This window comes from Ruegeria sp. HKCCD7251 (assembly GCF_013031165.1).
In the GTDB taxonomy this organism is placed as follows: Bacteria; Pseudomonadota; Alphaproteobacteria; order Rhodobacterales; family Rhodobacteraceae; genus Ruegeria.
The window spans coordinates 99,909-124,891 of the sequence record NZ_WPZC01000008.1; the positions used below are offsets into that span (position 1 = coordinate 99,909).

Genomic DNA, 24,983 nt, shown 5'->3' on the forward strand with positions numbered 1-24,983 from the left:
ATGAAATATGCCCGCACTGATTTCCCCAAAGATTTCCTCTTTGGCGTTGCAACCTCTGCCTATCAGATCGAAGGTCACGGACAAGGCGGCGCTGGCCAAACACATTGGGACACGTTCGCCGCGACACCCGGTAACGTGGTGCGCAATGAAAACGGTGACCGCGCCTGTGATCATTTGAACCGCTTTGACGAAGACTTTGAGCTTGTGCGCGACGCAGGATTTGACTGCTATCGGTTCTCAACAAGCTGGGCGCGCGTTCTGCCCGAAGGGCGCGGACCTATTAACCAGGAAGGGCTGGACTACTACGACCGCCTTGCCGATGCGTTATTGGAGCGTGGAATACGCCCCTGCGCGACGCTTTATCACTGGGAGCTTCCCTCGCCGTTGGCCGATCTGGGTGGCTGGCGCAATCGGGACATAGCCAACTGGTTTGCCGATTTTACCGAGATTATCATGGGCCGCATCGGTGACCGCATGTTCAGTGTCGCGCCGATCAACGAACCTTGGTGCGTAAGCTGGCTCAGCCACTTTGACGGCCACCACGCCCCCGGTCTGCGCGACATCCGTGCCACGGCGCGCGCGATGCATCACGTCCTACTTGCACATGGACGGGCTATCGAGGCGATGCGCGGTCTGGGCATGTCCAACTTGGGTGCAGTGTTCAATCTGGAGTGGGCAGAACCTGCGGATGACAGCCCCGAGGCACGCCGCGCCGCTGACCTGTACGACGGTATCTACAACCGCTTCTTCCTGAGTGGCGTATTCAACAAAACATACCCCCAGGTCGTTCTGGACGGACTGGAACCTCATCTGCCAAGCGATTGGCAAAACGACTTCGACACGATTGGCACCCCGGTCGACTGGTGTGGCTTAAATTACTACACCCGCAAGCTGATCGCGCCCGCAGATATTGCTTGGCCCAGCCTAAAAGAAGTCCCCGGCCCCTTACCAAAAACCCAGATGGGTTGGGAAATCGAACCCAGCGCCTTGACACGTTTCCTGACCCGTACAATGCGCGACCATACCGGTGATCTTCCTATCTATGTAACGGAAAACGGCATGGCCAGCCCGGAACGACAGCAGGATGATGACCGGATCGACTATTTGAACCAACACCTTGCGGCCGTGCATGACGCGGTGGACCAAGGCGTGCCGGTCAAAGGGTATTTTATCTGGTCCTTGCTGGATAATTACGAATGGGCCTTGGGGTATGAAAAACGCTTTGGTCTTGTGGACGTCGATTTCGAGACGATGGAGCGTCGGCCCAAAGCGTCTTACAATGCAGTGAAAACTGCACTGTCCAGCAGAACAGTTTCGCTGCCTTTGGCGCAACCTGCGGGATGTATGCACGACCACTGGAACTTGGTTGCCGATATCGGCGGCACCAATACGCGATTGGGTGTGGTCTCAAACGGTAAACTCACCGACCTGCGTAAATACCCCACGGGGTCACTTCCGCAATTGCTCGAAGCGTTTCACAGTTTGCGGGATGAAATCGGAACCGATCCGCGCGCCGTCGTCGCGGCCGGTGCGGGACCAGTGCAGAACGGTATGATCCGGCTTACAAACGCGCAGCTAGATCTGTCCGAGGCTGACATCGCGCGCGCGACGGGCGCGCAGCACACATTTGTCATCAACGACTTCACCGCCGCCGCATGGTCGGTTGCCGAAATCACCGGCGATAACGTCGAAGTTCTGCAAGGCGCCGAAACGCCACCGATGGGAACACGGTTGGTTGTCGGACCGGGAACCGGGCTGGGCGTCGGCTCTCTGCTCTATTCCGACGGTCGGTTTCACACCGCGTCTGGTGAAGGCGGCCACGTTGGATTGTCGCCCCGTCACGAGGACGAGGTCGAAATTTTCCGCGCCGCGCGCCAAGTTGCTCCGGACTGTTTTTTTGACGACACCCTGACGCTTGAAGCCGAAATGTTCCTAAGCGGCACGGGACTGCCGATCCTGTATCAGGCAATTCAATTGGCGACAGGACAGGCGACTGCCGAAACGCGCAGCGCCAAGGACATTCTGGATGACGCCCGCGGTGCCTCGGACCCGCTCGCGGTCAGGGCAGCGCAGATGTTCACCTCGCATCTAGGTGCCGTAATGGGCGACTTGGCCGTGGTCATGATGCCTACGGGCGGTGTTTTCCTCGTCGGCGGGGTGGCAGAAAAGAACCGCTGGCTTTTCGCCGACGCTTTCAAGGATGCCTTCAACGCTGGTGGGCGTTTCAGCGAATTGCGGCGGTCAATGAACCTGTACGTTTCAGAACAGGACGAATTTGGCATTGTTGGCGCTAACAACTTCTGTAAAAGTGCGCTTGCGCGATAAACTGACCGCCTGACCCAATGATACAGAAAGGACCCGGCATGATCCTGTGCTGCGGTGAAGCCCTGATCGACATGATCGCCTCGCCCACCGTTACGGGCGAACAGGGATTTGTGCCCCATTCCGGAGGCGCGATTTTCAACACGGCGATTGCGCTTGGTCGACTTGGCGTTCCATCCGGAATGCTGACGGGCCTTTCCTCAGACATGTTTGGGCAGCAACTCGGCAGGTCTTTAAAGGCCAGCCATGTGGACACCAGCCATGTCATTGAAACCGACCGCCCGACAACTTTGGCGTTTGTGCAGCTAAAGGACGGGCACGCTACCTACAGTTTTCTGGACGAAAACTCGGCAGGTCGCATGTTGACGCCCGAGGACATGCCCAACCAGTTGCCAGCGGTATCGGCTTTGTATTTCGGCGGTATCAGCCTTGCCTGCGAACCCTGTGCCGACGCCTATGCATCCTTGTTGGATCAACACGGCTCGGAAAAGGCCGTTATGCTGGATCCAAACATCCGTCCCGGTTTTATCAATGATCAAACCCGTTATCGCACCCGGCTCAACGCGATGATCGCTCAGGCCGATATCGTAAAGGTTTCCGATGAAGATCTGGATTGGATCATTCCCGGGCCAGAAAGCCTGACTGACAAAGTTTCGCTGTTGCTGAAAGAAGGCCCCGCCATTGTCATCGTCACCAAAGGCAGCGAGGGGGCATCCGGATATCTGCCGGATGGCAAGTCAACCTCGGTGCCTGTCAAAAGGGTCGTAGTTGTGGACACCGTCGGCGCCGGAGACACGTTCAACGCTGGCGTATTGGCCGAGTTGGAACGTGCAGGCCACCTGAACAAACAAGGGCTTCGTTCCCTCAACCCAGACCAACTGAAAGATGCTCTTGCCAAGGGTGCACAAGTCGCTGCCGTGACGGTTTCTCGCGCAGGGGCAAACCCACCTTGGGCAAACGAACTCTGACCCCGAAAGGGACACCGATGAAACGATCAGATATCAACGCAATCAAAACCGAAGCCGAAGCTTTCATTCGGTCTTTCGGAGCGGTTTTGCCCCCTTTTGCCAACTGGACGCCAGATCAGATGAGAAGCGATCAGGCAACAGTTATTCGCGAACGTGGATTGGGGTGGGATATCACCGACTACGGACAGGGACGGTTCGATGAACTAGGGCTGTTCCTGTTCACGTTGCGCAATGGCGATGTCGCCGATCTGAACCAAGGGCGCGGCATGCTGTACGCAGAGAAAGTGCTTGTCTCGCGGGACAAACAGCTTTCGCCAATGCATCGTCATATCATAAAGGCCGAAGACATTATCAACCGAGGCGGTGGCGATCTGGTGATGGAAATCTACGCTTCGGATTCCGTGGGCGGGATCGACCGGGAAAACGCTGTGACAGTGCCCAGCGACGGGTGCCCGGTGTCGATCCAACCCGGCGAGCTTTTGCGGCTCGGACCGGGTCAAAGCGTAACCTTAATGCCGGGCATCTGGCACGCTTTCTGGGCCGAAAAGGGCGATTGCCTGATTGGTGAAGTGTCAACTGTAAACGATGATCGTACCGACAACGTATTCGAGGACCCAATTCCGCGTTTCGCCACAATCGAAGAAGACGCGGCACAGGAATTCCTTTTGGTTGCGGATTATTGAACCAATAATCCGCTCGCAATCTGGACGCATCAAGCAAATGAAATAGTGCCGTGCGTTCCCAACGATCTGCTGGATTGCCATGCAGACAAGTCGCGTTCGCTTATTGATTGGCGCCGACGTCCCGACCTTCGTTGAAACAACGGCTTAGCGTTGGTTTTCGGCCGCGATGCGCGTGCAACTGACACTTTGAAGTCGGCATTCCCTTTGGGGAAATATGTCAAAATTGCTTTAAAAAACATTCACCTGACTGTCATACGACCCACGTACCTAACGCTGACTACGCATACCGTGTACAGCGTTCGGGGCCTTCCCTGATAGCGCTGCCATTCTATTACCCCAAGGGGCAAATGCCTCTGAATTTGGCGAGCCTTTTTGTCAAAGGCCGCTGCTGAACCGGAGTTAATACATGACCAATCTGAAGCTCTGCGCAACCGCTGCTGCCATAGCCTTTAGCGCGACTGCGACTTTTGCAGAAACCGAGATCACCTGGTGGCACGCCATGGGTGGTCAGCTTGGTGAAACAGTCAACAAGATCGCCGAAGATTTCAATGCCTCGCAAAACAGCTACAAGATCACTCCGGTCTATAAAGGCAGCTACGAAGAAACCCTGACCGCAGGTATTGCCGCCTTCCGCGCGGGCGAACAGCCCAACGTCATGCAGGTGTTCGACGCAGGCGCCGCCACCGTGATCGGGGCCAAGGGCGCGACCATTCCGGTTCAGGATCTGCTGGCAGACAATGGCGTTGAATTCGACATTAACGATTACATCGCCGGTGTGCGGTACTTCTATGCCGACAGCGACGGCAAAATGATCGGGATGCCCTTCAACTCGTCCACGCCGATCCTGTATTACAACATGGACGCGTTGGAGGCCGCAGGCGTCACCCCGCCGAAAACCTGGGAAGAGTTCCAGTCGACCACCGCACCCGCACTGAAAGACGCAGGCTATATCGCGCTCAGTCAGTCGCACCTGCCCTGGATCTTCACCGAAAACTTCATGTCGCGCCACAACCTGCCTTTTGCCACCAACAACAACGGCTATGACGGCACTGACACGCAGATTCTGGTGAACAACGACGCGATCAAAGCGCATTTCACCGCCGTGACCGCATGGAAAGACGACGGACTGTTCGAATGGTACGGTACCGGCTGGGGCGACAATGCCAAACCGTTCGAAGAAGGCAAAGTTGCCATGTGGCTGGGTTCGTCCGGCTCGTTCGGCGGCCTGCTGCAAAAAGACCTGCCGTTCGAATTCAGCGCGACCGAGCTGCCCTATTGGGAAGCCGTCACCACTGAGCCCACCCAAACCTTTATCGGTGGTGCCGCCCTGTTCGCCATGTCGGGTAAATCCGACGCGGAAAACAAGGCCACGGCTGAATTCTTCCGCTTTCTGACCGCGCCCGAGACCCAGTATTTCTGGCATCAGGAAACCGGCTATGTGCCAATCACCGAAGCCGCTTATGACGTCGCCAAGAAAGACGGCCACTATGACCGTTTTCCGGCTGCCGAAGTTGGTGTGAACCAGTTGCAGGCCAAAGCGGGCGACAACACCAAGGGCTACCGCATGGGCTTTTACGTCCAGATCCGCGACATCATGAACCGCGAATATGGCCGTGTCCTGACCGGTGAAACCGACGTCGAAACCGCGTTCAAGACTATCGAAGCCGAAGCCAACGCGCTGCTGGCCCGCTTCGCCAAGACCCAAGGTTAACGCCCTGGATCACCCCCAAGGATGGCCGCGCTGTCATGGCGCGGCCATCCCCTGTTCAAGACGGAATCCTTCTATGAAACGCGCGGGCTTTGACACGATCTGGCTTCCTGTGGCGCTGCTGTTGCCGCAGTTGATGATCATCGCCATCTTTTTCTACTGGCCTGCGGGCTGGGCGCTGCAATCCTCATTCTTTTTGCAAGACCCGTTTGGGTTCGGTTCGACCTTCGTGGGGGCTGAGAACTATACGTCGCTGCTGGGCAATGATCAGTACAAACGCGTTGCCGGGTTCACGATCCTTTACTCGGTGCTGGTGACTATTTTCTCGCTGGCTATCGCGCTGCTGCTGGCGGTCAAGGCCGACAAGGTGATCAAGGGGGCCAAGACCTATCGCACGCTGCTGATGTGGGTCTATGCCATTGCGCCGCCCGTGGCCGGGTTTCTGGGCATTCTGTTCTTTGACCAAAGCACCGGACCGCTGACCAAGTTCTTCCAGGTGTTCGGCTGGGATTTCAAACTGGGTGTGGATTACAACGCGACCGCAACAGCCATGGTTATCGTGGCCGTGTGGAAGCAGGTCCCCGTCAATTTCATCTTTTTCCTGTCCGGCCTGCAATCCATCCCAAGGTCCGTGCGCGAGGCAGCGATGATCGACAACCGATCTGCCACCGGACGGTTCTGGCAGGTCACCTTCCCGCTGCTGGCCCCAACCGCGTTTTTCCTGCTGATCATCAACGTCACCTATGCGCTGTTCGACACGTTCGGCATCATTGACGCACTGATGAAGGGCGAGCCGGGCAACAATCCGATGACGTTGGTCTACAAGGTCTACCTGGACGGCTTTCGAGGCAACGACTTAGGCGGATCATCGGCGCAATCAGTCATCCTTATGGCGCTGGTCCTGTTGCTGACCGTGTTTCAGTTCCGGCTGGTGGAACGCCGGATTCACTAAACTTGAGGGCTTTGGACATGGCTGAGACAACACTCGACACCCCCGCTGAGACCCATCGCCCCCGTCGCATCAAATGGGAAGCGATTGGAGACCACATCATTCTGATCCTGGGCGCGCTGCTGATGATGCTGCCGCCGCTGCTGGCGTTGACTACGGCCAGCCATGACGCAGTGACAATCCACCGCGAAGGGCTGCAACTGACACTGGGCGACGATCTGGGTAAGAACTTTCGCGCCGCCATGTTCGAAAGGGGCGGCTTTACCCAAACGGTCGACGGGATGCTGATGCTGATGAACTCGTTCACCCTTGGCATCGGCTTTGCCGTGGGTAAGATCGTGATTTCGATGATGGCGGCCTACGCCATCGTCTATTTCCGCCTGCGCTTTGCCACGCTGGCCTTCTGGGTAATCTTCACCACCCTGCTGCTGCCGCTTGAGGTGCGCATCCTGCCCTCTTACGAAGCAATCCAGAAACTGGGCCTGACCAACACCTATACCGGTCTGATCGTGCCGCTGATCGCCTCGGCCACAGGCACGTTCTTTTTCCGGCAGTTCTTCATGTCCGTGCCCGAGGAATTGGCCGAAGCCGCCCGGATCGACGGCGCAGGTCCGTGGAAATTCTTCGTCGATATCCTCATCCCACTGAGCAAAACGATGATCGCGGCGATCTTCATTATCATGTTTGTCTTTGGCTGGAACCAGTACCTGTGGCCCACTCTGATCACCACGGATGAAGGCTTTTTCACGCTGGTCCGCGGCATCAAGCAGATCGTGTTGTCGTACACCGACAGTCAAATCCCCGAACACGGGCAGGCATTGGCGCTGGCCATCGTGGCGATGATCCCTCCGGTGTTGGTGGTGGTCTTTTTCCAGAACTGGTTCGTCAAGGGCCTCACAGAATCCGATAAATAAGGAATACGCGCATGGCTCAGGTTACATTAGAGGGCATCCGCAAAGTCTATCCCAATGGCTTCCAGGCCGTTCAGACCACCAGTTTCACCATTCAGGACGGCGAATTTGTTGTGCTGGTCGGCCCGTCGGGTTGCGGCAAGTCCACACTGCTGCGGATGATCGCGGGGTTGGAAGACATCACCGAAGGGGTGCTGAAAATCGGCGACCGCGTGGTCAATGACGTGGACCCAGCGGATCGGGACATCGCGATGGTGTTCCAGAACTATGCCCTATATCCGCATATGACGGTGCGCAAGAATATCGGCTATGGCCTCAAGAACAGAGGCACCCCCGCCGCCGATATCGCAACCAAAGTGGAAGACGCGGCAAAGATGCTGAACCTGTCCGAGTATCTGGACCGCAAGCCAGCGCAGCTTTCGGGTGGTCAGCGCCAGCGCGTTGCCATGGGCCGCGCTGTGGTGCGCGATCCGGCGCTGTTTCTGTTTGATGAGCCGCTGTCGAACTTGGATGCCAAGCTGCGCAACCAGATGCGGATCGAAATCAAAGCTTTGCAACGCCGCCTTAGAACCACCGCCGTCTACGTGACCCATGATCAGGTCGAGGCGATGACGATGGCCGATCGTATCATCGTCCTGAACGAAGGTCGGATCGAGCAGATTGGCACCCCGTCAGAAATTTATCACAACCCGGCCTCGACCTTTGTGGCCTCGTTCATGGGGGCACCGCCAATGAACCTGATCGAAGCTGAAGTTGATCAGCAAAGTGTTCGGATCAATGGCTTCGGCAACCAGATACAAGCACCCCAGTCCTTTGACGGACCTGTGACACTGGGCATTCGCCCTGAAGACGTTGAAATGGATGAACAGGGTCAGGTCGTATTCCATGTCGATATCCTTGAAGAACTGGGCGCGCATCGGCTGCTACATGGGCGGCTCGCAAATCAGCCCTTCTCGGTCATGCTAGGCAAGGATGACGCGGCGCAGGTTGGTGAAACCAAGATCAACCTAAAGCCCGAGGCCCTGCGCCTGTTCGACAGGGAAACGGGGCTGAGGCTGTGATCACTCAAACGCTAGTGACCCTTCCGGCTGTATCCGAAACCCAGCGGAGCGCAATCCTGTCGGCCCCACGCACTGCCGACGCGCATCGCAGGATATTGGCCAATATAGAAGCGATGAATGCCGTTCAGGTCGGAGGAAAGGCTCAATCCGCTCACCTGCCCAGTGAATTCACCGTGGCCGCCTGGAATGTAGAACGATGTCTTTTCCCTGAAGAGACGGCTGCGCATCTCGGGAAAGTCGCCCCGGATATTGTTCTGCTGTCCGAAGTTGATCACGGAATGGCCCGTACTGCACAGCGACACACAACCGAAGCGATGGCCGACGCCCTTGGAATGGCTTACGCTTTTGGCGTTGAGTTTCATGAACTTGATTTGGGCGGCCCGACCGAGCGCAAGTTCTGCACGGATGACTTCAACTCTTTGGGCTGGCACGGGAATGCGATCCTGTCGTCGGTTCCGTTTGAACGCACCGTCCTGGTTCGGCTGGACGATCACGGCCATTGGTTTGCGGCAGATGCCGGGGCGAGCGATCCTGACCAGCCACGCATCGGGGGCCGCAACGCCATAGCCGCTATTGTACCGGGGGCCAGCGGACCGGTCTGCGTCGTCTCCACTCATCTGGAAAGCAACGCAAACGCCATTCACCGACATCAACAATTCGAACGGCTGCTACAGGTGATTGACGATTTCGCGCCGAATCTACCGGTCATAGTTGGCGGGGACCTGAACACCGGCAATCACCTACCCCCGGACTTTGACTGGCGGCGAGAAACCTTATTCGAACTGGCCGAGGCCCACGGTTATTCTTGGTCTTTCACGGCGCAAGGCAATACGACCCGCCCCAGCCTGATCACGCCCCACCCCGACCGGGTTATGAAGCTGGACTGGTTGGCGGGCCGGGGTCTCGAATGCTATGGCACTGGTATTCTGCCTTCGATTGCTGACGACGGAACGCCCCTGTCCGACCACGACTGCGTTTGGTGCCGGGCTGGCTGATCCCGCTTTTCCTGCAGCGATCTGTCTTACCGTCCGATAAGCCCCTTTTGCCAAAACGGAAAAACCGACTAACATGCGGTACAACGCGGTAGAGGGACCTGAACGATGGTAACAAAAGCAGAGCTGGAAGCCGAAGTTGCCGAACTTCGCCGCCAACTTGCCCAACAAACCAAGGCCGAGAAGGCCGATCCAAAGGAAGACCATTCCGACAATCTGATCGACACGATCGAAAACTGGTCAGACCAGATGGACGACGTTCTGACCGAACTTGGGGAGTTGCCGCACAAAAAGCCGATCCTGTTTGCGCTAGGCGTTTTCGCGCTTGGCTATCTGGTCGGCCGTTCCCGGTAGGAGCCCGCACATGAGCCGCATATCCCGCAATCTTTCAATCATCCTGCGTGCCGAAAGGCTGATTGCTCAAAGACAAGTCGCAGTAGCGGCCAAACGCACCGGTTTTTATGGCGCTGCGGGGCTGGCTATTGGCCTAGCGGTCGTAATGCTGAACGTCGCAGGCTTTTTCTGGCTGTCTGAGTCTGTGTCAAACGCGGTCGCGGCACTGATCATGGCCGGCGTCGATCTGGTGGTGGCTCTGTTATTGGCACTGTTCGCCAACTCCATGTCATCACAAACCGACATCTCTGCTGTGGTTGAGCTTCGGGACCTGGCGCTGCAAGACATTGAGACCGAGATCAAGGACAACTTGGCCGAGGCACGCGACGCCGTTACAGGTTTTCGGCGCGACCCACTTGGGGCCGTGACCCCCGAGATTGTCAGCGCCCTGTTGGGCGCTTTGATCAAACTCTCCAAATCTCGAAAAAAGTCTGGCGATTAACCTTATTGCATCAGTTTGACCGCGGCGCGCGCAATTACCATTTCTTCGTTGGTTGGTATCGACAGGATGCGGACGCGGCTAAAATCCGTCGACAAGACTGTGCCGCCATCCGCGTTTCGCGCGTGGTCCAATTCGATTCCGATCCAGCGCATTCCGTCGCACACCATCTGCCGAATCGGGGCCGAATTCTCGCCAACGCCACCCGTAAAGATCAGCGCGTCAATACCTTCCAACGCGGCGGACAGCGCTCCCAGTTCCCGGCGGATGCGGAACACGTAATAGTCGATGGCCTTGCGGGCATCCGGCGTATCAGCAGCCAAAAGCGTACGCATATCAGACGAAACACCAGACAGGCCGAGAAGACCGGACTTGCGATAAAGAACTTCGGCGATTTCATCTGCCGACATTCCATCCTGCTGCATCATGTACAACACCACACCAGGATCGAGTTGGCCGCTGCGCGTCCCCATCGGCAGACCGTCCAACGCCGAGAATCCCATCGTCGAGGCAACCGCGCGCCCACCCGAGACCGCACACATGGATGCACCATTCCCCAGATGCGCAATCACCACGCGGCCATCGTACAGACCCGGTGCGATCTCTTTCAGTTTCCCAGAGATATAGTCGTAGCTCAGCCCGTGGAATCCGTACCGACGGACCCCTTTTTCATAGTAACTTTGCGGTAAGGCAAAAGTATCGTTGACCCAAGGGTGCGTTCGGTGAAAGGCCGTATCAAAACACGCCACCTGAATGGTATCCGGGAATGCAGCGCTGGCGGCCCGGATCCCAGCCAGAGAATAAGGTTGATGCAAAGGGGCGAAAGGAACAAACCCCGTCAATGTATCTATAACCGTTTCATCAATAAGAACCGGTTCAGAATAGACGGTGCCACCGTGGACAACACGATGGCCGATTGCTTTCACATGGATATCCGGAAGATATTCCCGCGCCATTTCCAGAAAAGCGTGGATAGCTTCATCGTGGCTCTGGGTATTCGACAGCGGGCGGTTGATCGACCGACCTCCGGCAGACTGAGCCAGCAATCTAGGGGCATCCCCCAAACGCTCGATCTGACCTCGCCATCGCATGCTGGGGCGGTTTTCCTCGATGACTTCGTACAACGCGAATTTCAGTGACGAAGACCCGGCGTTCAGCGCCAATACATGATCAGCCATAGAGCTTACCTTTGCTTGCATAAGCACGCAGCGCCGCAACCGCACAGGACGCCAAGCGCGAGGCATCATCATCAGACCGCGAAGTCAAGATGATCGGGGCGCCCGCCCCCACCACGATGCCCGCAGCCTCGGCATGAGAAATAAAGGTTAGCTGTTTCGCAACCATATTGCCCGCCTCGATATTCGGGGCGACCAGAATATCTGCTGATCCGGCAACCTCGGACGTGATGCCCTTGGTGCGGGCAGCCTTCAGATCAACCGCGTTGTCCATCGCAAGTGGGCCATCGACCAACCCGCCGGTAATCTGTCCGCGTTCAGCCATTTTAGACAGCAGCGCCGCATCCACAGATGAGGGCATATGCGGGTTTACGGTTTCAACGGCTGACAAAACACCGACCTTCGGCGTTTCGATCCCAATGGATTGTGCCAGATGAATTGCGTTCTGAACGATGTCGGCTTTGGTTTCGAGGTCCGGCGCGATATTCACCGCCGCGTCCGTCACCATGATAGGTCTTGGCATCCCCGGGACGTCCATCACAAAGACATGAGACAAACGCCGACCAGTTCGCAATCCGTTTTCCCGGCGCAAGACGGCATGCAACAGCTCATCCGTATGCAGATACCCCTTCATCAGGGTCTGTGCTTTCCCTTCAACCACCAAATCTACCGCGCGATGTGCGGCAAGCCCGTGACCCCGAGCCTCGACGATCTCGAAACCGGAGATATCCGCACCTATCTCTGCTGCTGCGGCCTTGATCTTGTCAGGATCCCCAACAAGGATCGGCGTGATGATGCTGTTGGCATGACCCAGCAGCGCACCACTCAGCGAATTGCCATCCTCGGGCGCAACCACTGCCGTTGGCATAGGGTCTAAAGGTCTTGCCTTTTCAAGCAACGCGTCGAAATGACGATGGCGCTGGACGACAAGGCCCGGAACTTCGATCGAGTCGAACTCCATGTGCTGGGCCGGGGGCGTGACCTGAACTGTACCGCTCAGGACCAAGGCGTTATCTCCGACGCGGCGCACTTCGGCGCTGCAGATCAGATCGCCATCATCGCGCTTTTCGGCAACCGAAACAAACGCCGTTAATTCGTCACCGGCAAGAACGGGAATGTGGAAGGACAGGTCCGCCCGACGGGTTTGAGTCCCCGCCCCCGGCAATACGTTACCCAGCACAGCGGCAACCAGACCAGCGGGCCACAAAGCCGGTGCCACCGCCTCGGGCTGCCCATCGCCGTCACCGTCATAGGCCGCCAAGTGCAGGGGATTGTGGTCCCCCGATGCGGAGGCAAACGCATAGAGGTCATCAACCGTGCAAAGACGCGTCAGTTTGGCTTCGTCACCTACATTCAATTGGGCAAATGTTCGGTTCTCATAGATTTTCATTTTGAGCGGGCTTTTCTATCAGCAGGGGATCACGCAGGCAGCGTCTCAGAGTTGTTCGCAGGCGCCGGTGCCGCTTCATCCTGAGGCTTTGGCAGGTCAAGAATGTCACACAATTCATCAACCATCTCGAACAGTTCAGGAGTGGGCTTTTGCACTTTTCCGGCGATCCGCCGGAGAAGGTTAACCGCCTGCATACGGTCTTTCTTTAGGGGAAGCAAATCAGGCAACGTGTTTATCGCTTCTTGCTTATCAAAGGTCACTATAAGCGACTGTTCATGCAGCAGGCGATGACGTTGATCAACCGTAAGCCCTTTGAATGGTTCATCATGTTTGAAGACTTGGGCCCACCGGTCTAGAATTTCAGCCCGAAAGCTTTGATTGCTGTCGACCAGAAGGATCAGCATCCGAACAACAGCTTCAGCCAGTGACCCCTGTTTTATGTGCGCAAGTGCCGCTTCGACCTCGGGCAATGACTTCAGACTTTCAGGATTCACCAATGTTCTGTGCGCGGCGTTCTTCCGACCGAACCACGCTGCCAAAGGCCCGCTCCAAAGAGAAAAGAATGTCAGCTCGTACCACGCATCGCGAAAGTCGCGGCCATAATCCATCACCTGCTCTATCCAGTCCGCCGTAATCTTCTCGAGTTCCAAAAATGGATTTTCCGGCGCGGCGGGTTTGCGGTGTTCCCGCGCCATGTCCGCCCAGAGTTTTATTCCCAATGTGGCAGGTTGGGCCGAAGACAATGCAGCGCGTTGCACGCGCAGGGGGTGTAAGTCACGAAGGGCGTTTGCCGAAGCGGGCGTCGACAAGGATCGTACGATCGGACGGCCAAATGTCTCGTATAAATTGGCCTGAGTTTCTGACATATGGGCAACGGCGGCAAAGCTCATTTCATCCTGCTGGCCATCATCCAGAACGGCGAGATCTGCCAATGTACGCTCGTGAAAACGAACTTCGAATTCCTTGTCGGTGCCTTCACCCTCGATGTTTTCGATCTGCATTTCGTACAGGCCGGGTGCCATTGACTCGACGGTTTCCAGCGTAGAGGTAAGCTCTCGATGTTCTTTCCGTGCCACTTTTGACGAAACAAAGATGCCCAGATGACCCACCTCGTCGTGCAGCATATAGACGATGCGCTGCCCACGGACGCGGATTTCCTCTTCGTCGGAATAAGTCTCAGAAATCCAGTTCAGGGCTTGCTGCGGTGGTGTGATGTTGTCACCCTGACTAGCAAACACAAAGATCGGCCCTTTGATGACCTTGATATCGACCGGGACACCGGGTTCGAGCTGAGCCGTGTTCTTGACCAAACGGTTACCGACGAAAAGCTGTTCGACGATCCAATGGATTTCGGCCTCATTCAGGATGAAATATCCGCCCCACCAGCGTTCGAAATCTATAAAGCGCTGTCGACCCCCGTCAGGATCCCTGTAGAGATCGAAGTATTTGCCAAAGTAGTTTCGGCTGGGATTTAGCTGCTCAAAGTTCATAACCAGATTGGCGCCGTCAAATTGACCTGCCCCCAAGTCCGACCAGAACATCGGCTGCCACGTCCCACCCAGAACCCCGGCATTATAGCGCATCGGGTTTTCCCCAACCGCCCCAGCCCAAGGCGCAACAGGCGCGCCGTTCAGAACCAACGGACCGTTTAAATCGGGATTGCACGCAGCCATTAGCAACGTCGCCCACCCGCCCTGACAATTTCCGGTGACAACAGGGTGCGGGCTGTTTGGATTGCGTGCACGCACGGTTCGGACAAACCCTGCCTCGGCATGCATGACATCCGCCAGAGTCTGACCGGGAACAGGATCGCGCCCAAAGCTGACGAAATAGACCGGGTGGCCCTTGGCCAGAGCAACACCAACCTGACTGTCATGCTTGAAGCCGCCGATGCCGCCGCCATGACCCGCGCGTGGGTCGATGATGATATATGGGCGCTTGTTATCTTCAACGGTCACACCCTCGGGCGGAAGGATGCGCAACAACTGATAGTTGCAGGGCCGTTTCAGGTGCCTACCGTCGGTGATTACCTCGTAATCATAGATAAGAACGGGCGGGCAGCCTGCAGCTTCGTGCTCGAGGAAGACATCTCCGCGTTCGCGCAAGGCATCCATGGTCAGGGCAACCCGTTGGCCTGCGTCTTTCAGGTATTCCCCCCAGTCTTTGACAATTGATCGGGATGCCACAAGCCGTTCGGAACATTCTGCCATGTTCTGAACCAACTGACGGGTCCGGTCCGTGTGGTCCTGCACGATCCTGCCGGACTGCAGCGCCATTGATTTTGACAGCAAGTTCCACTGAACTCCGGACTGTTCCAACGCGTTAGCTACGGCCCCGACAGTCCGTTCATTCACGGCAACCGCGTCCCTGGCCATATCAGAGCCAAACTGCAGGGATTTCGAATGAGCATTCGTAATCATGTGAATATCCTCTTTCAGACGGTGCTGAATCTGCCGACGGCAGAGCATGAACCAAGACATCCATAGCCAGGTGAAACCCCTCGACAGATGTAACGACATCTCGCTGGTGCAAACCTTTCTTTGGGGCAAGAGCAACGATAGGACGAGTGTTTCCAACTGCCCAGATTGTTGGCTGATCGTTAGCAATACCGGCAACCAGCGATTTCGCTCCTTCAAAACGGAACACGGTCGATTCTCTCGCATCTTTCTGCGGTGCAGCATAGCCTGTTTTGATGTTTACCACAAACTTTCCACGGCGATATGAAACTTTGACGAAATCGCGCGCCCTTGTTGGGTGATCGGGAAAGGAGATTGGGCCTAGGCAATGAAGAAACCCGCGAAACAGCAGCAAATAGGGACTTTTTGAAATATTCAAAAATCTGATTACTATGCCGGCACAAAACATATAACGAGGGCACAATGAACTCACTTACCAGAATAACTCGGGGAATTGGCGTCGCATTCAAAGATGGCAGAGTGAAGGGTATATTGGCCTTCACGGTTGGCATGATCCTTTGGGCTTCGGTTTTTTATCACTTCGTCGAAGGCTGGAGCTGGCTTGATTCCATCTACTTCTCGGTCGTGACCATCTCGACCGTTGGGTTTGGGGATTTTTCGCCGGAAACAGCCGCCGGAAAAATATTCACGATGGCGTATATCATCGTCGGCTTGGGTGTATTCGTTACCGCAGCGACCACAGTGGCAGACACAATTCTTTCACAGGACGACGACGAAAAAGACGGGTAGACAGCCGGAATCCTCTTCATTGAATTCAACGCAATCTCAGCCCGGGCGCCACTCGCGACCCAAATTTTTGAGTTTTCAATCAAGCCGATACAGCACCTCCAGAACTAAAAAAGTGTGCATATCCAATTTTTTGAGTCTAATATTCAGATAAAAAATATTTGGGAGGGATGGAATGGAAAAGACTCAAGACGCCAAGATCGTCGATCTGGCAATTCGCCTGCTGTTCTTAGGACTGTTTCTATATAGCGCGCTGATAATGGTAGCCCCGCTTGCAAGCGTTGTGATCTGGGCGGCAATTCTGTGCGTTGCGCTCTATCCTGTTTTCGACTGGCTCCAAGGCAAATTGGGCGGAAGAAAGTCGCTAGCGGCTACAATCTTGGTTCTGTTGGGTCTGTTGTTGACCCTGGGGCCTGTCGCCACCGCCGTTTCAGGGGCGGCTGAACTTGGCTCCGACTTCGCTGAACAAGCAGACCGCGGAGAACTTAAAATTCCACCTGCTCCCGAAGGCATCAAGGAATTGCCCTTGATCGGAAACAAGCTTGGCGAAGTCTGGACCATGTTTGAGCGAAACCTGGATGGCGCACTTGCCAAATACGGTGCTCAAATCCTTGAAGTCACAAAGTCCCTGTTTGGAAAGGTTCTGGGTATCGGCATTGGCCTTCTGGGACTTGCACTTTCAGTCATCATCATGGGGGCGCTATTCAAGCCGGGGCCGCAAATGGTTGAGGGGCTTCAACGGTTCGCCAACCGTGTCTTTGCCCCACGTGGTGGTGAGTTTGTCACCCTGGCGGGGGCAACGATCCGAAATGTCACCAAAGGAGTTATCGGAGTCGCCGCGATTCAGGCGATTGTTGTGTGGGTACTTTTGGCTGTCTTCGGGATTTCTTCGGCGGCAACTCTGGCCTTCGTGAGCCTTATCCTGTCGATCATTCAGATCGGCCCGGGCCTGGTTCTACTGCCCGTGATCATTTACGCTTGGAGTTCCATGTCAGGCGGCGCTGCATTGATCTTCACCGTTCTCGCCATTCCGGTCAGTATCATGGACAGTTTCCTTCGCCCGGTCTTTATCTCGAAGGGGTTGGAAACCCCGATGCTGGTTATTTTGATCGGCGTTCTGGGTGGCATGATGGCTTATGGCTTGATCGGAATTTTCATGGGGCCCGTCCTGTTTGCGGTTTTCTATGAACTGTTCAAGGTCTGGATCGATGCGTCGCCAGGAACCTCGGATTCGACCGAAGGTGCGGCGGAATGAGGAAAACGATTTGGACAACGCTTGCGGTTATTCTTCTGTTTCTGGTCTGGTATCTGGTCGCTGATCGCCAAACTCCGTTTACCGGCAATGCCAGGGTCAAGGCCGTTGCAACCCAGATTGTTCCTCAGGTCACCGGAACGGTGACCGAGGTTCTGGTGGAAAACGGTCAGGTCGTTTCAGCCGGGGACGTTCTGGTACGCATTGATCGCAGGCCGTATGAAATCGAACGGGCCAAGGCCGAAGCCGATCTGGAAGCGGCCACTCAGGAAGTGGGCGCATCGTCGGCTGAAGTCAGCGCGGCACAGGCAAAATTGGCGCGGGCCCAGAGCGACCTTGATACGATGCGCATTCAGACCGAGCGCGTCTTTGCCTTGGAAAAGAAAGGGCTGATTGCTGTCTCGCGCGCCGACGATGCGCGCGGGCAATTGGCCGAATCCGAAGCCAATCTGGAAAATGCCAAGGCTGATCTGGAAAAAGCAAAGCAACGCCTTGGGGATGAGGGGCTGGAGAACCCTAAAATTCAACGTGCACTTGCTGCTTTGGCCGATGCAGAGCTGAATCTGGAATGGACAGAATTGCGCGCACCTGCAACGGGCGTGATTTCGAACTTGCTTATTGCCCCCGGGACATATGCCCGCTCGGGTCAGGATCTTTTGACGTTCCTTGATGCAACCGATGTCTGGATCGAAGCCTATTTCACCGAAAACAACCTTGGCCGCGCCGTTGTCGGTTCTCCTGTCGAGGTTGTTCTGGACATGCATCCCGGTCAGATCGTGTCAGGCAAGGTCGAAAGCTTTAGCGCGGCTGTTTCCCTAAGCGGCGCTGATGAACCCGGCCAGCTTGCTAGCCCACCCAGTACCAAGGGATTCCTGCGCGAACCCGAACGGTTCCCGGTTCGGATCGTGTTGCCGGGCTATGAGGCCGGAAACGCCGAAGATGACCTTCGGTTCCAGCTCAACGGGCAAGCGGATGTGATCATGTACCTCAGCGACAATGCGCCTCTGAACTTGGTGGGTCGTACTTATATCCGCTTGGTTTCGATCCTGTCTTATGCGTATTGAAGACAAACACGCAGTACTCCGTCTGGCGCTTGGGGTAACGGGCGTTTTCGCCCTAGGTTTGTTTCTTGGATGGCCGCTGGCGGTTGTCGGCGCGGTGTTCACAGCTCTGTTCCTGCAAGCACCCGCAGCTTTGCCATTGGCCGCGTTTGGGAAGCTCTTCGTGTTTTCCATTGGACTGATGTTCATCTCGTTTTCGCTGTCGTCAGTCTTTGCGCCTTATCCGGTTGTTTTCTTGGTCTTAATGGCGATCGGAATCATACTGTCCTTTACGTGGTCTGTTTCCGGGGCCGGGGTATTGCCGGGTGTCATCGCGCTAATGGGAGCGTTGATGATCCCAAATCTTGTTCTTCAATCGCAGGATCTGGCGCTGGTATTGGTGTTCTGGATTCCTATGAACCTGTTCTTTGCGGGTTTTGTATCCACTCTGATGTTCGTACTTATCCCAGCCACCCCACCCGCCGAGGCGCAAAAGAAAGCTGTTGCTGATCAGGATTTTGATCCAAACCGGCGCATTTTCAGAATGTCTCTGGTGACAGTGCCGTTTGCGATTGCTTTCTTCCTTTACGGAGCGTCAGCGCTGCTTGTTCTGTTCTTTGTCGCGCTTCTCAGCCAACAGCTTGCAGCGATGCCTGCGGCCGGGAAAACCGTTGCCAAGGCGATGCTGTCCGCGAACTTGCTGGGCGCGGCAGTTTCAATCATCTGCTATGAGATCAACGTCGTCGCGCCTGTTATTCTGACACCCGTACTGCTGTGCTTTTTCTTCTGCATTGTTCTTGGGGCTCTTGGAAAATCGCAAACTCCATTGGCGGCAGCAGCAGGATCGGCGATCACAACTGCTTTGATCGTCTACGGTGGATCAGTCGCCCCATTTTCGGATGAAGCGGATGTCAAAAGCATCACGCGCGTGCTGCAGGTCGCAAGTGCCGCATTCTTTGTTATCACAGCGTATGTGGTGGTGGATGAATTCTGGCCCGAACGAAAACAGCGCAACGCGCTTGGTTAGAACGGCTGCACGATATCGGGGCAGCATTTTAACGTGCCTTAGCGTTACGACGGTTTAAACAGGCTCCAGATTACCAAGCAATATAGATGTCATATCCGTCACGAAACCGCCGCCATCAATCGTGACACCCACGCCTGTCTCGTAGTCGACATTCGATCTGGTAATACCCGAAAGGTCCGCGTCATCATCCAGAAACACCCATTGAGGCTTGTGCTGGGACGTTTGACCAACGGCTGTTTGCAAAATGGCCAGGGCATCTAGCGCATTGACTGTTCCATCCCATGTTATGTCGGCAGCAATGATGTTTTCCGGTGCTGGAGCTCCCCATGTCGGGTTCAACCCGACGGACATTCGCAAGACCTGCAATGCGTCCAACGCATCAATATCTGAACTCGCCGTGGAATAGGTCTTTACGATATCCAAATCGCCCGAGAACACTCCAGGCGGCAAACCCAAATCAAACCGTCCATCCTCATCCGTGCGCACACTGACCGTGCCGCCGCCATCCAGAGAAAACCTGACTTCAGCCTGTCCCAATGCGGGGTTTTCGGTTTGGGAATTAATGGTGACGGGCCCCAGAACACCGTCCGAGCTTCCGGGGTCTAGACCGCCGAAATCTCCGAAATCGACTGGTATGTGGTCAGGCCCGCCAAAGCCCGCACCAAAGACTTGATCCGCTGACAATCCGCCCCCCGACGCAGAGATCAACTCGACCTTTTCGTTAAGGTAACCGATCCTGGCGCCATGTTGCGTAGAAGTGAACGTCAGTTGTCCCGCTTATGTACCCCCAAAAGACATCGCATTTCTATACGCCGGGCAACCCGTAAAGGTTGAGATTACCGCTTATGATTTCGTTCGATACGGCGCTTTGGACGGAAACATAACCAGGATCGGCGCCAGCACTATTTCCCGGTCTGAACGGGATGACGAAGAAGTCTTCGTTGTTGAAATTAAAACGCGGCAGTCGTTTTTGGATGCAAACGGAGTGTCGATTGAGATCATTCCCGGTATGATTGCAGAAGTTGACATCCTTTCAGGGAAAAAGACCGTTTGGGAATATATTGTTCAGCCCGTGATCAAGATCAGGAATCAGGCTCTGCGCGAGTGAGCAATCCCAAACCAGGCCGATTTTGCGGTGACATACGCAGCAAGACGATTGGTCTTTCTGCGAGTTTCAAGACCATCGCCCGCCGCGCTACAGCCAATCCACATCCCCAAGGAATATGTAGCCGGCACCATAGATTGTCTTGATCAGGCGAGGGTTTTTTGGGTCTTCACCCAACTTTGTACGCAAACGGGAAATTCTGACATCCATCGCCCTGTCAAAACTTTCACCCGCCGCTCCGCCTAACGCTTCTTGCATTTGGGCGCGGCTTATCAGCCTTTTTGGGCTTTCCAGAAACAGCCGCAAAACCTCACCCTCGGCGTGACTGAACGGTGTCTCTTGCCCGGCCTTATTCTCAAGGATGTAGCGGTCGAAATAAGCTGTCCATCCGTTAAACCGTGCTGCGTCCGACTGTGTGATTTGGGACCGTGGCGACCGCAGCCTTGCCCGGACGCGTGCAACGACTTCTGCCGGATCAAAGGGCTTGGTGATATAGTCATCCGCGCCAAGCTCCAGCCCTGTTACTCGGTCCTGCACTTGCGCCCGGCCGGAAATGATTATCACCGCCGCACCCTGTTCCAGCGCAAGCCTGTGAACCAACGCAAGGCCATCGGTATCGGGCAAGGACAAATCCACAAGACAGACATCCGGCGTGACACGCTTCAGCGAAGCCTCAAATTCGCGGGCCCGTGAAAAACTTTGTGTCTTGAACCCCGCATCTTCGAGCGCATCAGTTAAAATCCGGCGGATTTCAGGTTCGTCATCGACGATGGTTACCAAAGGTTGAGTCATCACGCAGCCTCCGCGCGGATCAGGGCGGACAATTGAGCCCTCGTAAAGGGTTTACGCAGAACCGGCGCAAGCGTCAGCGCCTTTCGATGCAAGGGGTCGGAGTAAGGTAAGGACGTCATCAGGATACATGGCAACTTGGCCTTTAACCGATCCAGCAAATCCAACCCGGTGCCTTCCCCTTCAAGACGGATATCAGAAAGCACCAGCACGATATCCTCGATATCTGACGCAAGCGCCAGAGCTTCATCCACCGATGTCGCCTCGATCACCGAAAAACCAAGATCAACCAGCATGTCACGGAACTGACTGCGCAGGTCGTCACTGTCTTCGACCAAAAGAACCATACCTTCCTGAACAGGTGGCGCCGGTCGATAGGGCAATCGCAAAACAACCGAAGCCCCCGACGGAGTATTGCGCAAGTTCAGATCACCACCGGCCAGTTTCACCGTGTCATACACCATCGGCAAACCCAGACCTGACCCTTCGCTGCCCTTGGTGGTAAAAAACGGGTTCAATGCTTTCTTCAAGGCATCGGCAGAGAACCCCGGACCAGTGTCCGACACTGTGACTTCGACCCAAATCGAACCCACTGTATGGGCGCTGATCGTAATCTGACCCGTTTCGCCACACGCATCTCTAGCATTGAGAACAAGATTCAGTAGCGCATCCTGCAGCATTCCGGGATCCAGCATCAAAGCTTCGTCCGGAAGAGTGTTTACCACCGACAAACCGACCCCTCGCGGCAAAGAGGGTGACGCCAGAATGCGCAGGTCTTCCAGCAAACCACGCATATCGGTCGCCTTTGGCTGAGGTGTCCGGCTACCCGTCATATCGGCGATACGGTTGAGCAGTTGCCCACCCCGCCGGGCAGTCTGTTGTGTCGCTGCCACCAATTCGCGCGCAGGTTCCGGCAGATCCATCTTGTCCAACCGGGATTGCATGCCAAGGATGATTGTCAACAGGTTGGAAAAGTCATGCGCCAGCCCGCTTGTCATTTGTGCCGCCATGGCCCGTCTGCGTGTCTGCTGCAGAGCAACCCGCGCCTGTGTCTCTTCGGTAATGTCGACTGACATGACATAGACGCCGCCCACACTGTCTGGCGTAAAGGACACGCGGATACGTCTGGATCCCTGATCTTCGGTGAATTCAAAAACCGAGGTTTCACCCTCATAGGCTTTTTTCAGGTGCGGCTGGACACGCGCGTAAGAGGCCGCGCCCAATGCCCGTTCGATATGCATTCCCAAAATCTCGGATGGGCGTCCGGGCATGACGGAATTAAGCCGTCGGTTGGAATAATCGTACCGCCCCTCGGCATCCAAATGCGCGATATGAGCTGGCATCATCTCGGTCGTCATGCGCGTGCGGGCTTCGATCTCGGTCAACTGACGCTTGGCCTCTTCCAAAGCTGCGTTTGTCGCCGCCAGTTTTCGATTGGTTGCGGACAGCTCTTCAGCGCGGTCCAGAAGCTGACTGGACAGCTCAACCGATCGAGCACGCAGCAATGCCTCAGCCTGTTTAGTATTGGTTATGTCTGTATAAACGGCCACCCAGCCGCCATTTGGCAATGGGGCGCCTTCAACGGAAATAACCTGACCGTTAGAACGTACCCGCTCCAGGTAATGCGGCTCGAATGTCAGGGCCTGAGCGACGCGCGTTTCGACAACTTCCACGACACTGGCGTCATCTCCATACTCGCCGTTTTCAGCAAGGTATTGGATTGTATCGCGAAACAGCGAACCGGGTTCGACAAGGTGATCAGGCAGGTTAAACATGGCCTGGAACGGGCGATTGCTGACAACCAGCCGTAACTGATTGTCATATATAGACAAACCCTGCCCAATCAGGTTAAGGCCCGCGGTTGTCATAGTCTTGATCTGTTCTTCAGTAATGTTCAAATCCGCCCTCCGCACCCCTCATGCGTAACACCGGAATTATCGCAGGTGTAGGGGGGTTCGGCGTGACAGGTTGGGTGAACTTCAAAACCGGTCTTTCGACATAGGCCCATCTGGCGTGATCGAGTGAAGGGACAAAGTATGGTCCATATTTCGCATCCGATGGCGCAACATAAGGCGCGTCAGGCGTGCAAGTTCAGTCCCGTATTCTGGCTTTTCAGCGACGTTCTCCATCTCTCCCTGAGCAGCGTGATCAAACAGCATGGGCGCCACGTCCGCGGCGAATTCAACCAGTGTAAACCGGGCGTCGCGCAGTATTCCAAGGCATGAGTCGCTGTGGCCGGTTCCCAGTTCTCTCTGCCAGATGGTTGGTCTTTCTGGTTGGGAAAAATCCAATTCGCTGAACGTATAGCTGCGCCAATCATCCGGGACCTGCCCGTGCAGGACCGGCATAAGGGATCGCCCGTCCATCGAGTTTGGGATCGTTTGTCCAACCCATTCCAGAATGGTTGGGGTGATATCTATGGACTCGGTTGGTTCTGATACAACCGCGCCTGCCCGAGCCTGATTTCCAGGTAAGCGGATCATCAGAGGCGTGTGGTAGGCCGCATCATAGACAGTCATTTTGCCCCAACTATGTCGGTCCCCCAGCATCTCACCGTGATCGGCGGTGATGACTACCAAAGTGTCGTCGTACTGGCCGCTGTCCTTGAGAAACCGGAGAACACGACCCACGTGATGATCTACCTCGGTGGCCAGCCCCAGGTACACGGCTCTTAGCGTCTGGATGTTCTCGGGTGTCGGGTCGACCTGGTCGAAACCCAAAACAAAATCGGCAGGAGTCTGTTTGGCCATCGTCGGCCCAAAGAAAGGATGCAAAGCACGCTCGCTGTCTGCGTCGGCAAAGCCAACAGGCCGGGGCAAAGCCGTCGGATCATACATGTTGTTATAAGGCGCGGGGGCCACCAGCGGCGGATGTGGTCGGATATAGGTCAAGTGTGCGAACCAACCCTCACCTACGCGCGACGCCATGCTGTTCAGGAATACGTCTGTCAGGAACGCGGTATCACTGTCTTGCGCCGCGTACATGGCTGGGTCATTAAGGCGAGCTTTGCTTGCGTCTGGGGCTACGGGTTTATGGACGTCCCAGTAATCGTCGAATTCATAACCCTTTTGCAAAAGATGGGATCGCCAAGGGTAAGATTCCTCCAACCGCATTTCGACAACTTCTTCGAACCCGGACATCGGGTTTTCATAGGATCGCAAGATCGGGTCATTGGGGTCGTGAACCCTTGGGTCTGCCGTAGTGTCGGTATAGCCGAACAGCAACGGCACGTACCCAGCCTTTCGCACCTCGGTGGCAATGTTTGGTGTGTCATGCCGCAAAGGCGTTCCATTGCGCACTGAACGATGGTTCATCGCGTATTGGCCTGTCAAAATCGACGCTCTGGACGGTCCGCACGGATTCGTCACGGAATAATGGCGGTCAAATGTAACGGCATCCGTCATGAACTCCCGCAGGTTCGGCAAGTCGACATGCGCGGCCAACGCTCCGTTCAGACAATCGGCCCGCAATTGATCTATGATGATGAACAGGACATTTCCCGCGCGCCGCATTCCATTCTCCATGATTCCGTAGACGTGGGTCCGGGCAAACTCTGTCTTGGTTCGCGGTCGCGGG

General features: G+C 55.8%; 23 protein-coding genes and 1 pseudogene. 16 read left to right on the forward strand and 8 right to left on the reverse strand.

The genetic code is table 11. From position 1 onward, the window contains the following. From GOX75_RS20395 to GOX75_RS17190, 11 genes and pseudogenes are all read left to right on the forward strand, one after another. Positions 1 to 1,302 (forward strand): annotated as a pseudogene (locus GOX75_RS20395) (GH1 family beta-glucosidase); the annotation flags it as partial. A gap of 42 nt (positions 1,303 to 1,344) precedes the next feature. Then, positions 1,345 to 2,325, forward strand: coding sequence for an ROK family protein (locus GOX75_RS20400; protein ID WP_254428840.1), 981 nt, complete (start codon positions 1,345 to 1,347; stop codon positions 2,323 to 2,325). A gap of 38 nt (positions 2,326 to 2,363) precedes the next feature. Continuing rightward, entirely contained in the window at positions 2,364 to 3,290 is a 927-nt protein-coding gene (locus GOX75_RS17150) for a carbohydrate kinase (protein ID WP_171125210.1), read from the forward strand. A gap of 17 nt (positions 3,291 to 3,307) precedes the next feature. Next, positions 3,308 to 3,973 (forward strand): D-lyxose/D-mannose family sugar isomerase, encoded by a 666-nt coding sequence (locus tag GOX75_RS17155; RefSeq protein WP_171125127.1) that lies wholly within the window; start codon positions 3,308 to 3,310, stop codon positions 3,971 to 3,973. 406 nt (positions 3,974 to 4,379) lie between these two features. Beyond that, positions 4,380 to 5,684 carry an extracellular solute-binding protein gene (locus tag GOX75_RS17160; RefSeq protein ID WP_171125129.1) on the forward strand — a complete coding sequence of 435 codons (1,305 nt, stop codon included), beginning with the start codon at positions 4,380 to 4,382 and terminating at the stop codon, positions 5,682 to 5,684. A 73-nt stretch (positions 5,685 to 5,757) separates the two neighbouring features. Continuing rightward, complete coding sequence (locus tag GOX75_RS17165) at positions 5,758 to 6,633, forward strand: ABC transporter permease subunit (RefSeq protein ID WP_171125131.1); 876 nt, start codon at positions 5,758 to 5,760, stop codon at positions 6,631 to 6,633. A 17-nt stretch (positions 6,634 to 6,650) separates the two neighbouring features. Next, positions 6,651 to 7,544 carry an ABC transporter permease subunit gene (locus GOX75_RS17170; RefSeq protein ID WP_171125133.1) on the forward strand — a complete coding sequence of 298 codons (894 nt, stop codon included), beginning with the start codon at positions 6,651 to 6,653 and terminating at the stop codon, positions 7,542 to 7,544. Positions 7,545 to 7,555: 11 nt separating this feature from the next. Beyond that, positions 7,556 to 8,602: a sn-glycerol-3-phosphate ABC transporter ATP-binding protein UgpC gene (ugpC, locus tag GOX75_RS17175; protein WP_171125135.1), complete on the forward strand. Its 1,047-nt coding sequence runs from the start codon at positions 7,556 to 7,558 to the stop codon at positions 8,600 to 8,602. Then, complete coding sequence (locus GOX75_RS17180) at positions 8,599 to 9,597, forward strand: endonuclease/exonuclease/phosphatase family protein (protein WP_371808188.1); 999 nt, start codon at positions 8,599 to 8,601, stop codon at positions 9,595 to 9,597. The genes ugpC and GOX75_RS17180 overlap by 4 nt, the downstream gene beginning before the upstream one ends. Before the next feature lie 105 nt (positions 9,598 to 9,702). After that, positions 9,703 to 9,948, forward strand: coding sequence for a hypothetical protein (locus GOX75_RS17185; protein ID WP_171123346.1), 246 nt, complete (start codon positions 9,703 to 9,705; stop codon positions 9,946 to 9,948). Positions 9,949 to 9,958: 10 nt separating this feature from the next. Continuing rightward, positions 9,959 to 10,429 carry a hypothetical protein gene (locus tag GOX75_RS17190; RefSeq protein ID WP_171123348.1) on the forward strand — a complete coding sequence of 157 codons (471 nt, stop codon included), beginning with the start codon at positions 9,959 to 9,961 and terminating at the stop codon, positions 10,427 to 10,429. A gap of 2 nt (positions 10,430 to 10,431) precedes the next feature. Here the strand turns inward: GOX75_RS17190 and GOX75_RS17195 are convergent, their stop codons facing one another. The 4 genes from GOX75_RS17195 to GOX75_RS17210 are packed head-to-tail and all read right to left on the reverse strand — an operon-like array spanning position 10,432 to position 15,694. Beyond that, positions 10,432 to 11,604 (reverse strand): acetate/propionate family kinase, encoded by a 1,173-nt coding sequence (locus tag GOX75_RS17195; RefSeq protein ID WP_171125137.1) that lies wholly within the window; start codon positions 11,602 to 11,604, stop codon positions 10,432 to 10,434. Next, positions 11,597 to 12,991 carry a bifunctional enoyl-CoA hydratase/phosphate acetyltransferase gene (locus GOX75_RS17200; RefSeq protein WP_171125139.1) on the reverse strand — a complete coding sequence of 465 codons (1,395 nt, stop codon included), beginning with the start codon at positions 12,989 to 12,991 and terminating at the stop codon, positions 11,597 to 11,599. The genes GOX75_RS17195 and GOX75_RS17200 overlap by 8 nt, the downstream gene beginning before the upstream one ends. A gap of 29 nt (positions 12,992 to 13,020) precedes the next feature. Further along, the gene (locus GOX75_RS17205; RefSeq protein ID WP_171125141.1) at positions 13,021 to 15,411 is read right to left on the reverse strand and encodes a DUF3141 domain-containing protein; all 2,391 of its coding nucleotides are present in this window, start codon (positions 15,409 to 15,411) and stop codon (positions 13,021 to 13,023) included. Beyond that, complete coding sequence (locus GOX75_RS17210) at positions 15,368 to 15,694, reverse strand: hypothetical protein (protein ID WP_171125143.1); 327 nt, start codon at positions 15,692 to 15,694, stop codon at positions 15,368 to 15,370. The genes GOX75_RS17205 and GOX75_RS17210 overlap by 44 nt, the downstream gene beginning before the upstream one ends. Positions 15,695 to 15,927: 233 nt before the next feature. Here GOX75_RS17210 and GOX75_RS17215 point away from each other — a divergent pair, with 233 nt between their 5' ends. From GOX75_RS17215 to GOX75_RS17230, 4 genes are all read left to right on the forward strand, one after another. After that, a complete protein-coding gene (locus GOX75_RS17215; RefSeq protein WP_371808189.1) occupies positions 15,928 to 16,197 on the forward strand; it encodes a potassium channel family protein in 270 nt (89 codons plus the stop codon). Between the two features lie 172 nt (positions 16,198 to 16,369). Beyond that, entirely contained in the window at positions 16,370 to 17,449 is a 1,080-nt protein-coding gene (locus GOX75_RS17220) for an AI-2E family transporter (protein WP_171125145.1), read from the forward strand. Then, positions 17,446 to 18,510 carry an HlyD family secretion protein gene (locus GOX75_RS17225; protein ID WP_171123361.1) on the forward strand — a complete coding sequence of 355 codons (1,065 nt, stop codon included), beginning with the start codon at positions 17,446 to 17,448 and terminating at the stop codon, positions 18,508 to 18,510. The genes GOX75_RS17220 and GOX75_RS17225 overlap by 4 nt, the downstream gene beginning before the upstream one ends. Beyond that, entirely contained in the window at positions 18,500 to 19,513 is a 1,014-nt protein-coding gene (locus GOX75_RS17230) for a DUF2955 domain-containing protein (RefSeq protein ID WP_171125147.1), read from the forward strand. The genes GOX75_RS17225 and GOX75_RS17230 overlap by 11 nt, the downstream gene beginning before the upstream one ends. A gap of 54 nt (positions 19,514 to 19,567) precedes the next feature. Here GOX75_RS17230 and GOX75_RS17235 read toward each other — a convergent pair whose 3' ends face one another. Next, positions 19,568 to 20,197, reverse strand: coding sequence for a dockerin type I domain-containing protein (locus GOX75_RS17235; RefSeq protein WP_171125149.1), 630 nt, complete (start codon positions 20,195 to 20,197; stop codon positions 19,568 to 19,570). Between the two features lie 73 nt (positions 20,198 to 20,270). Between GOX75_RS17235 and GOX75_RS17240 the strand changes: the two genes are divergently transcribed. Beyond that, the gene (locus GOX75_RS17240) at positions 20,271 to 20,621 is read left to right on the forward strand and encodes a hypothetical protein (RefSeq protein ID WP_171125151.1); all 351 of its coding nucleotides are present in this window, start codon (positions 20,271 to 20,273) and stop codon (positions 20,619 to 20,621) included. Positions 20,622 to 20,708: 87 nt separating this feature from the next. Here the strand turns inward: GOX75_RS17240 and GOX75_RS17245 are convergent, their stop codons facing one another. The 3 genes from GOX75_RS17245 to GOX75_RS17255 all read right to left on the reverse strand — a co-directional run bounded on the left by GOX75_RS17245 (position 20,709) and on the right by GOX75_RS17255 (position 24,919). After that, complete coding sequence (locus GOX75_RS17245; protein WP_171125153.1) at positions 20,709 to 21,410, reverse strand: response regulator transcription factor; 702 nt, start codon at positions 21,408 to 21,410, stop codon at positions 20,709 to 20,711. Beyond that, positions 21,410 to 23,275 (reverse strand): PAS-domain containing protein, encoded by a 1,866-nt coding sequence (locus tag GOX75_RS17250; protein WP_371808192.1) that lies wholly within the window; start codon positions 23,273 to 23,275, stop codon positions 21,410 to 21,412. The genes GOX75_RS17245 and GOX75_RS17250 overlap by 1 nt, the downstream gene beginning before the upstream one ends. Before the next feature lie 111 nt (positions 23,276 to 23,386). Further along, positions 23,387 to 24,919, reverse strand: coding sequence for a sulfatase-like hydrolase/transferase (locus GOX75_RS17255; protein WP_171125157.1), 1,533 nt, complete (start codon positions 24,917 to 24,919; stop codon positions 23,387 to 23,389). Positions 24,920 to 24,983 lie beyond the last annotated feature (64 nt).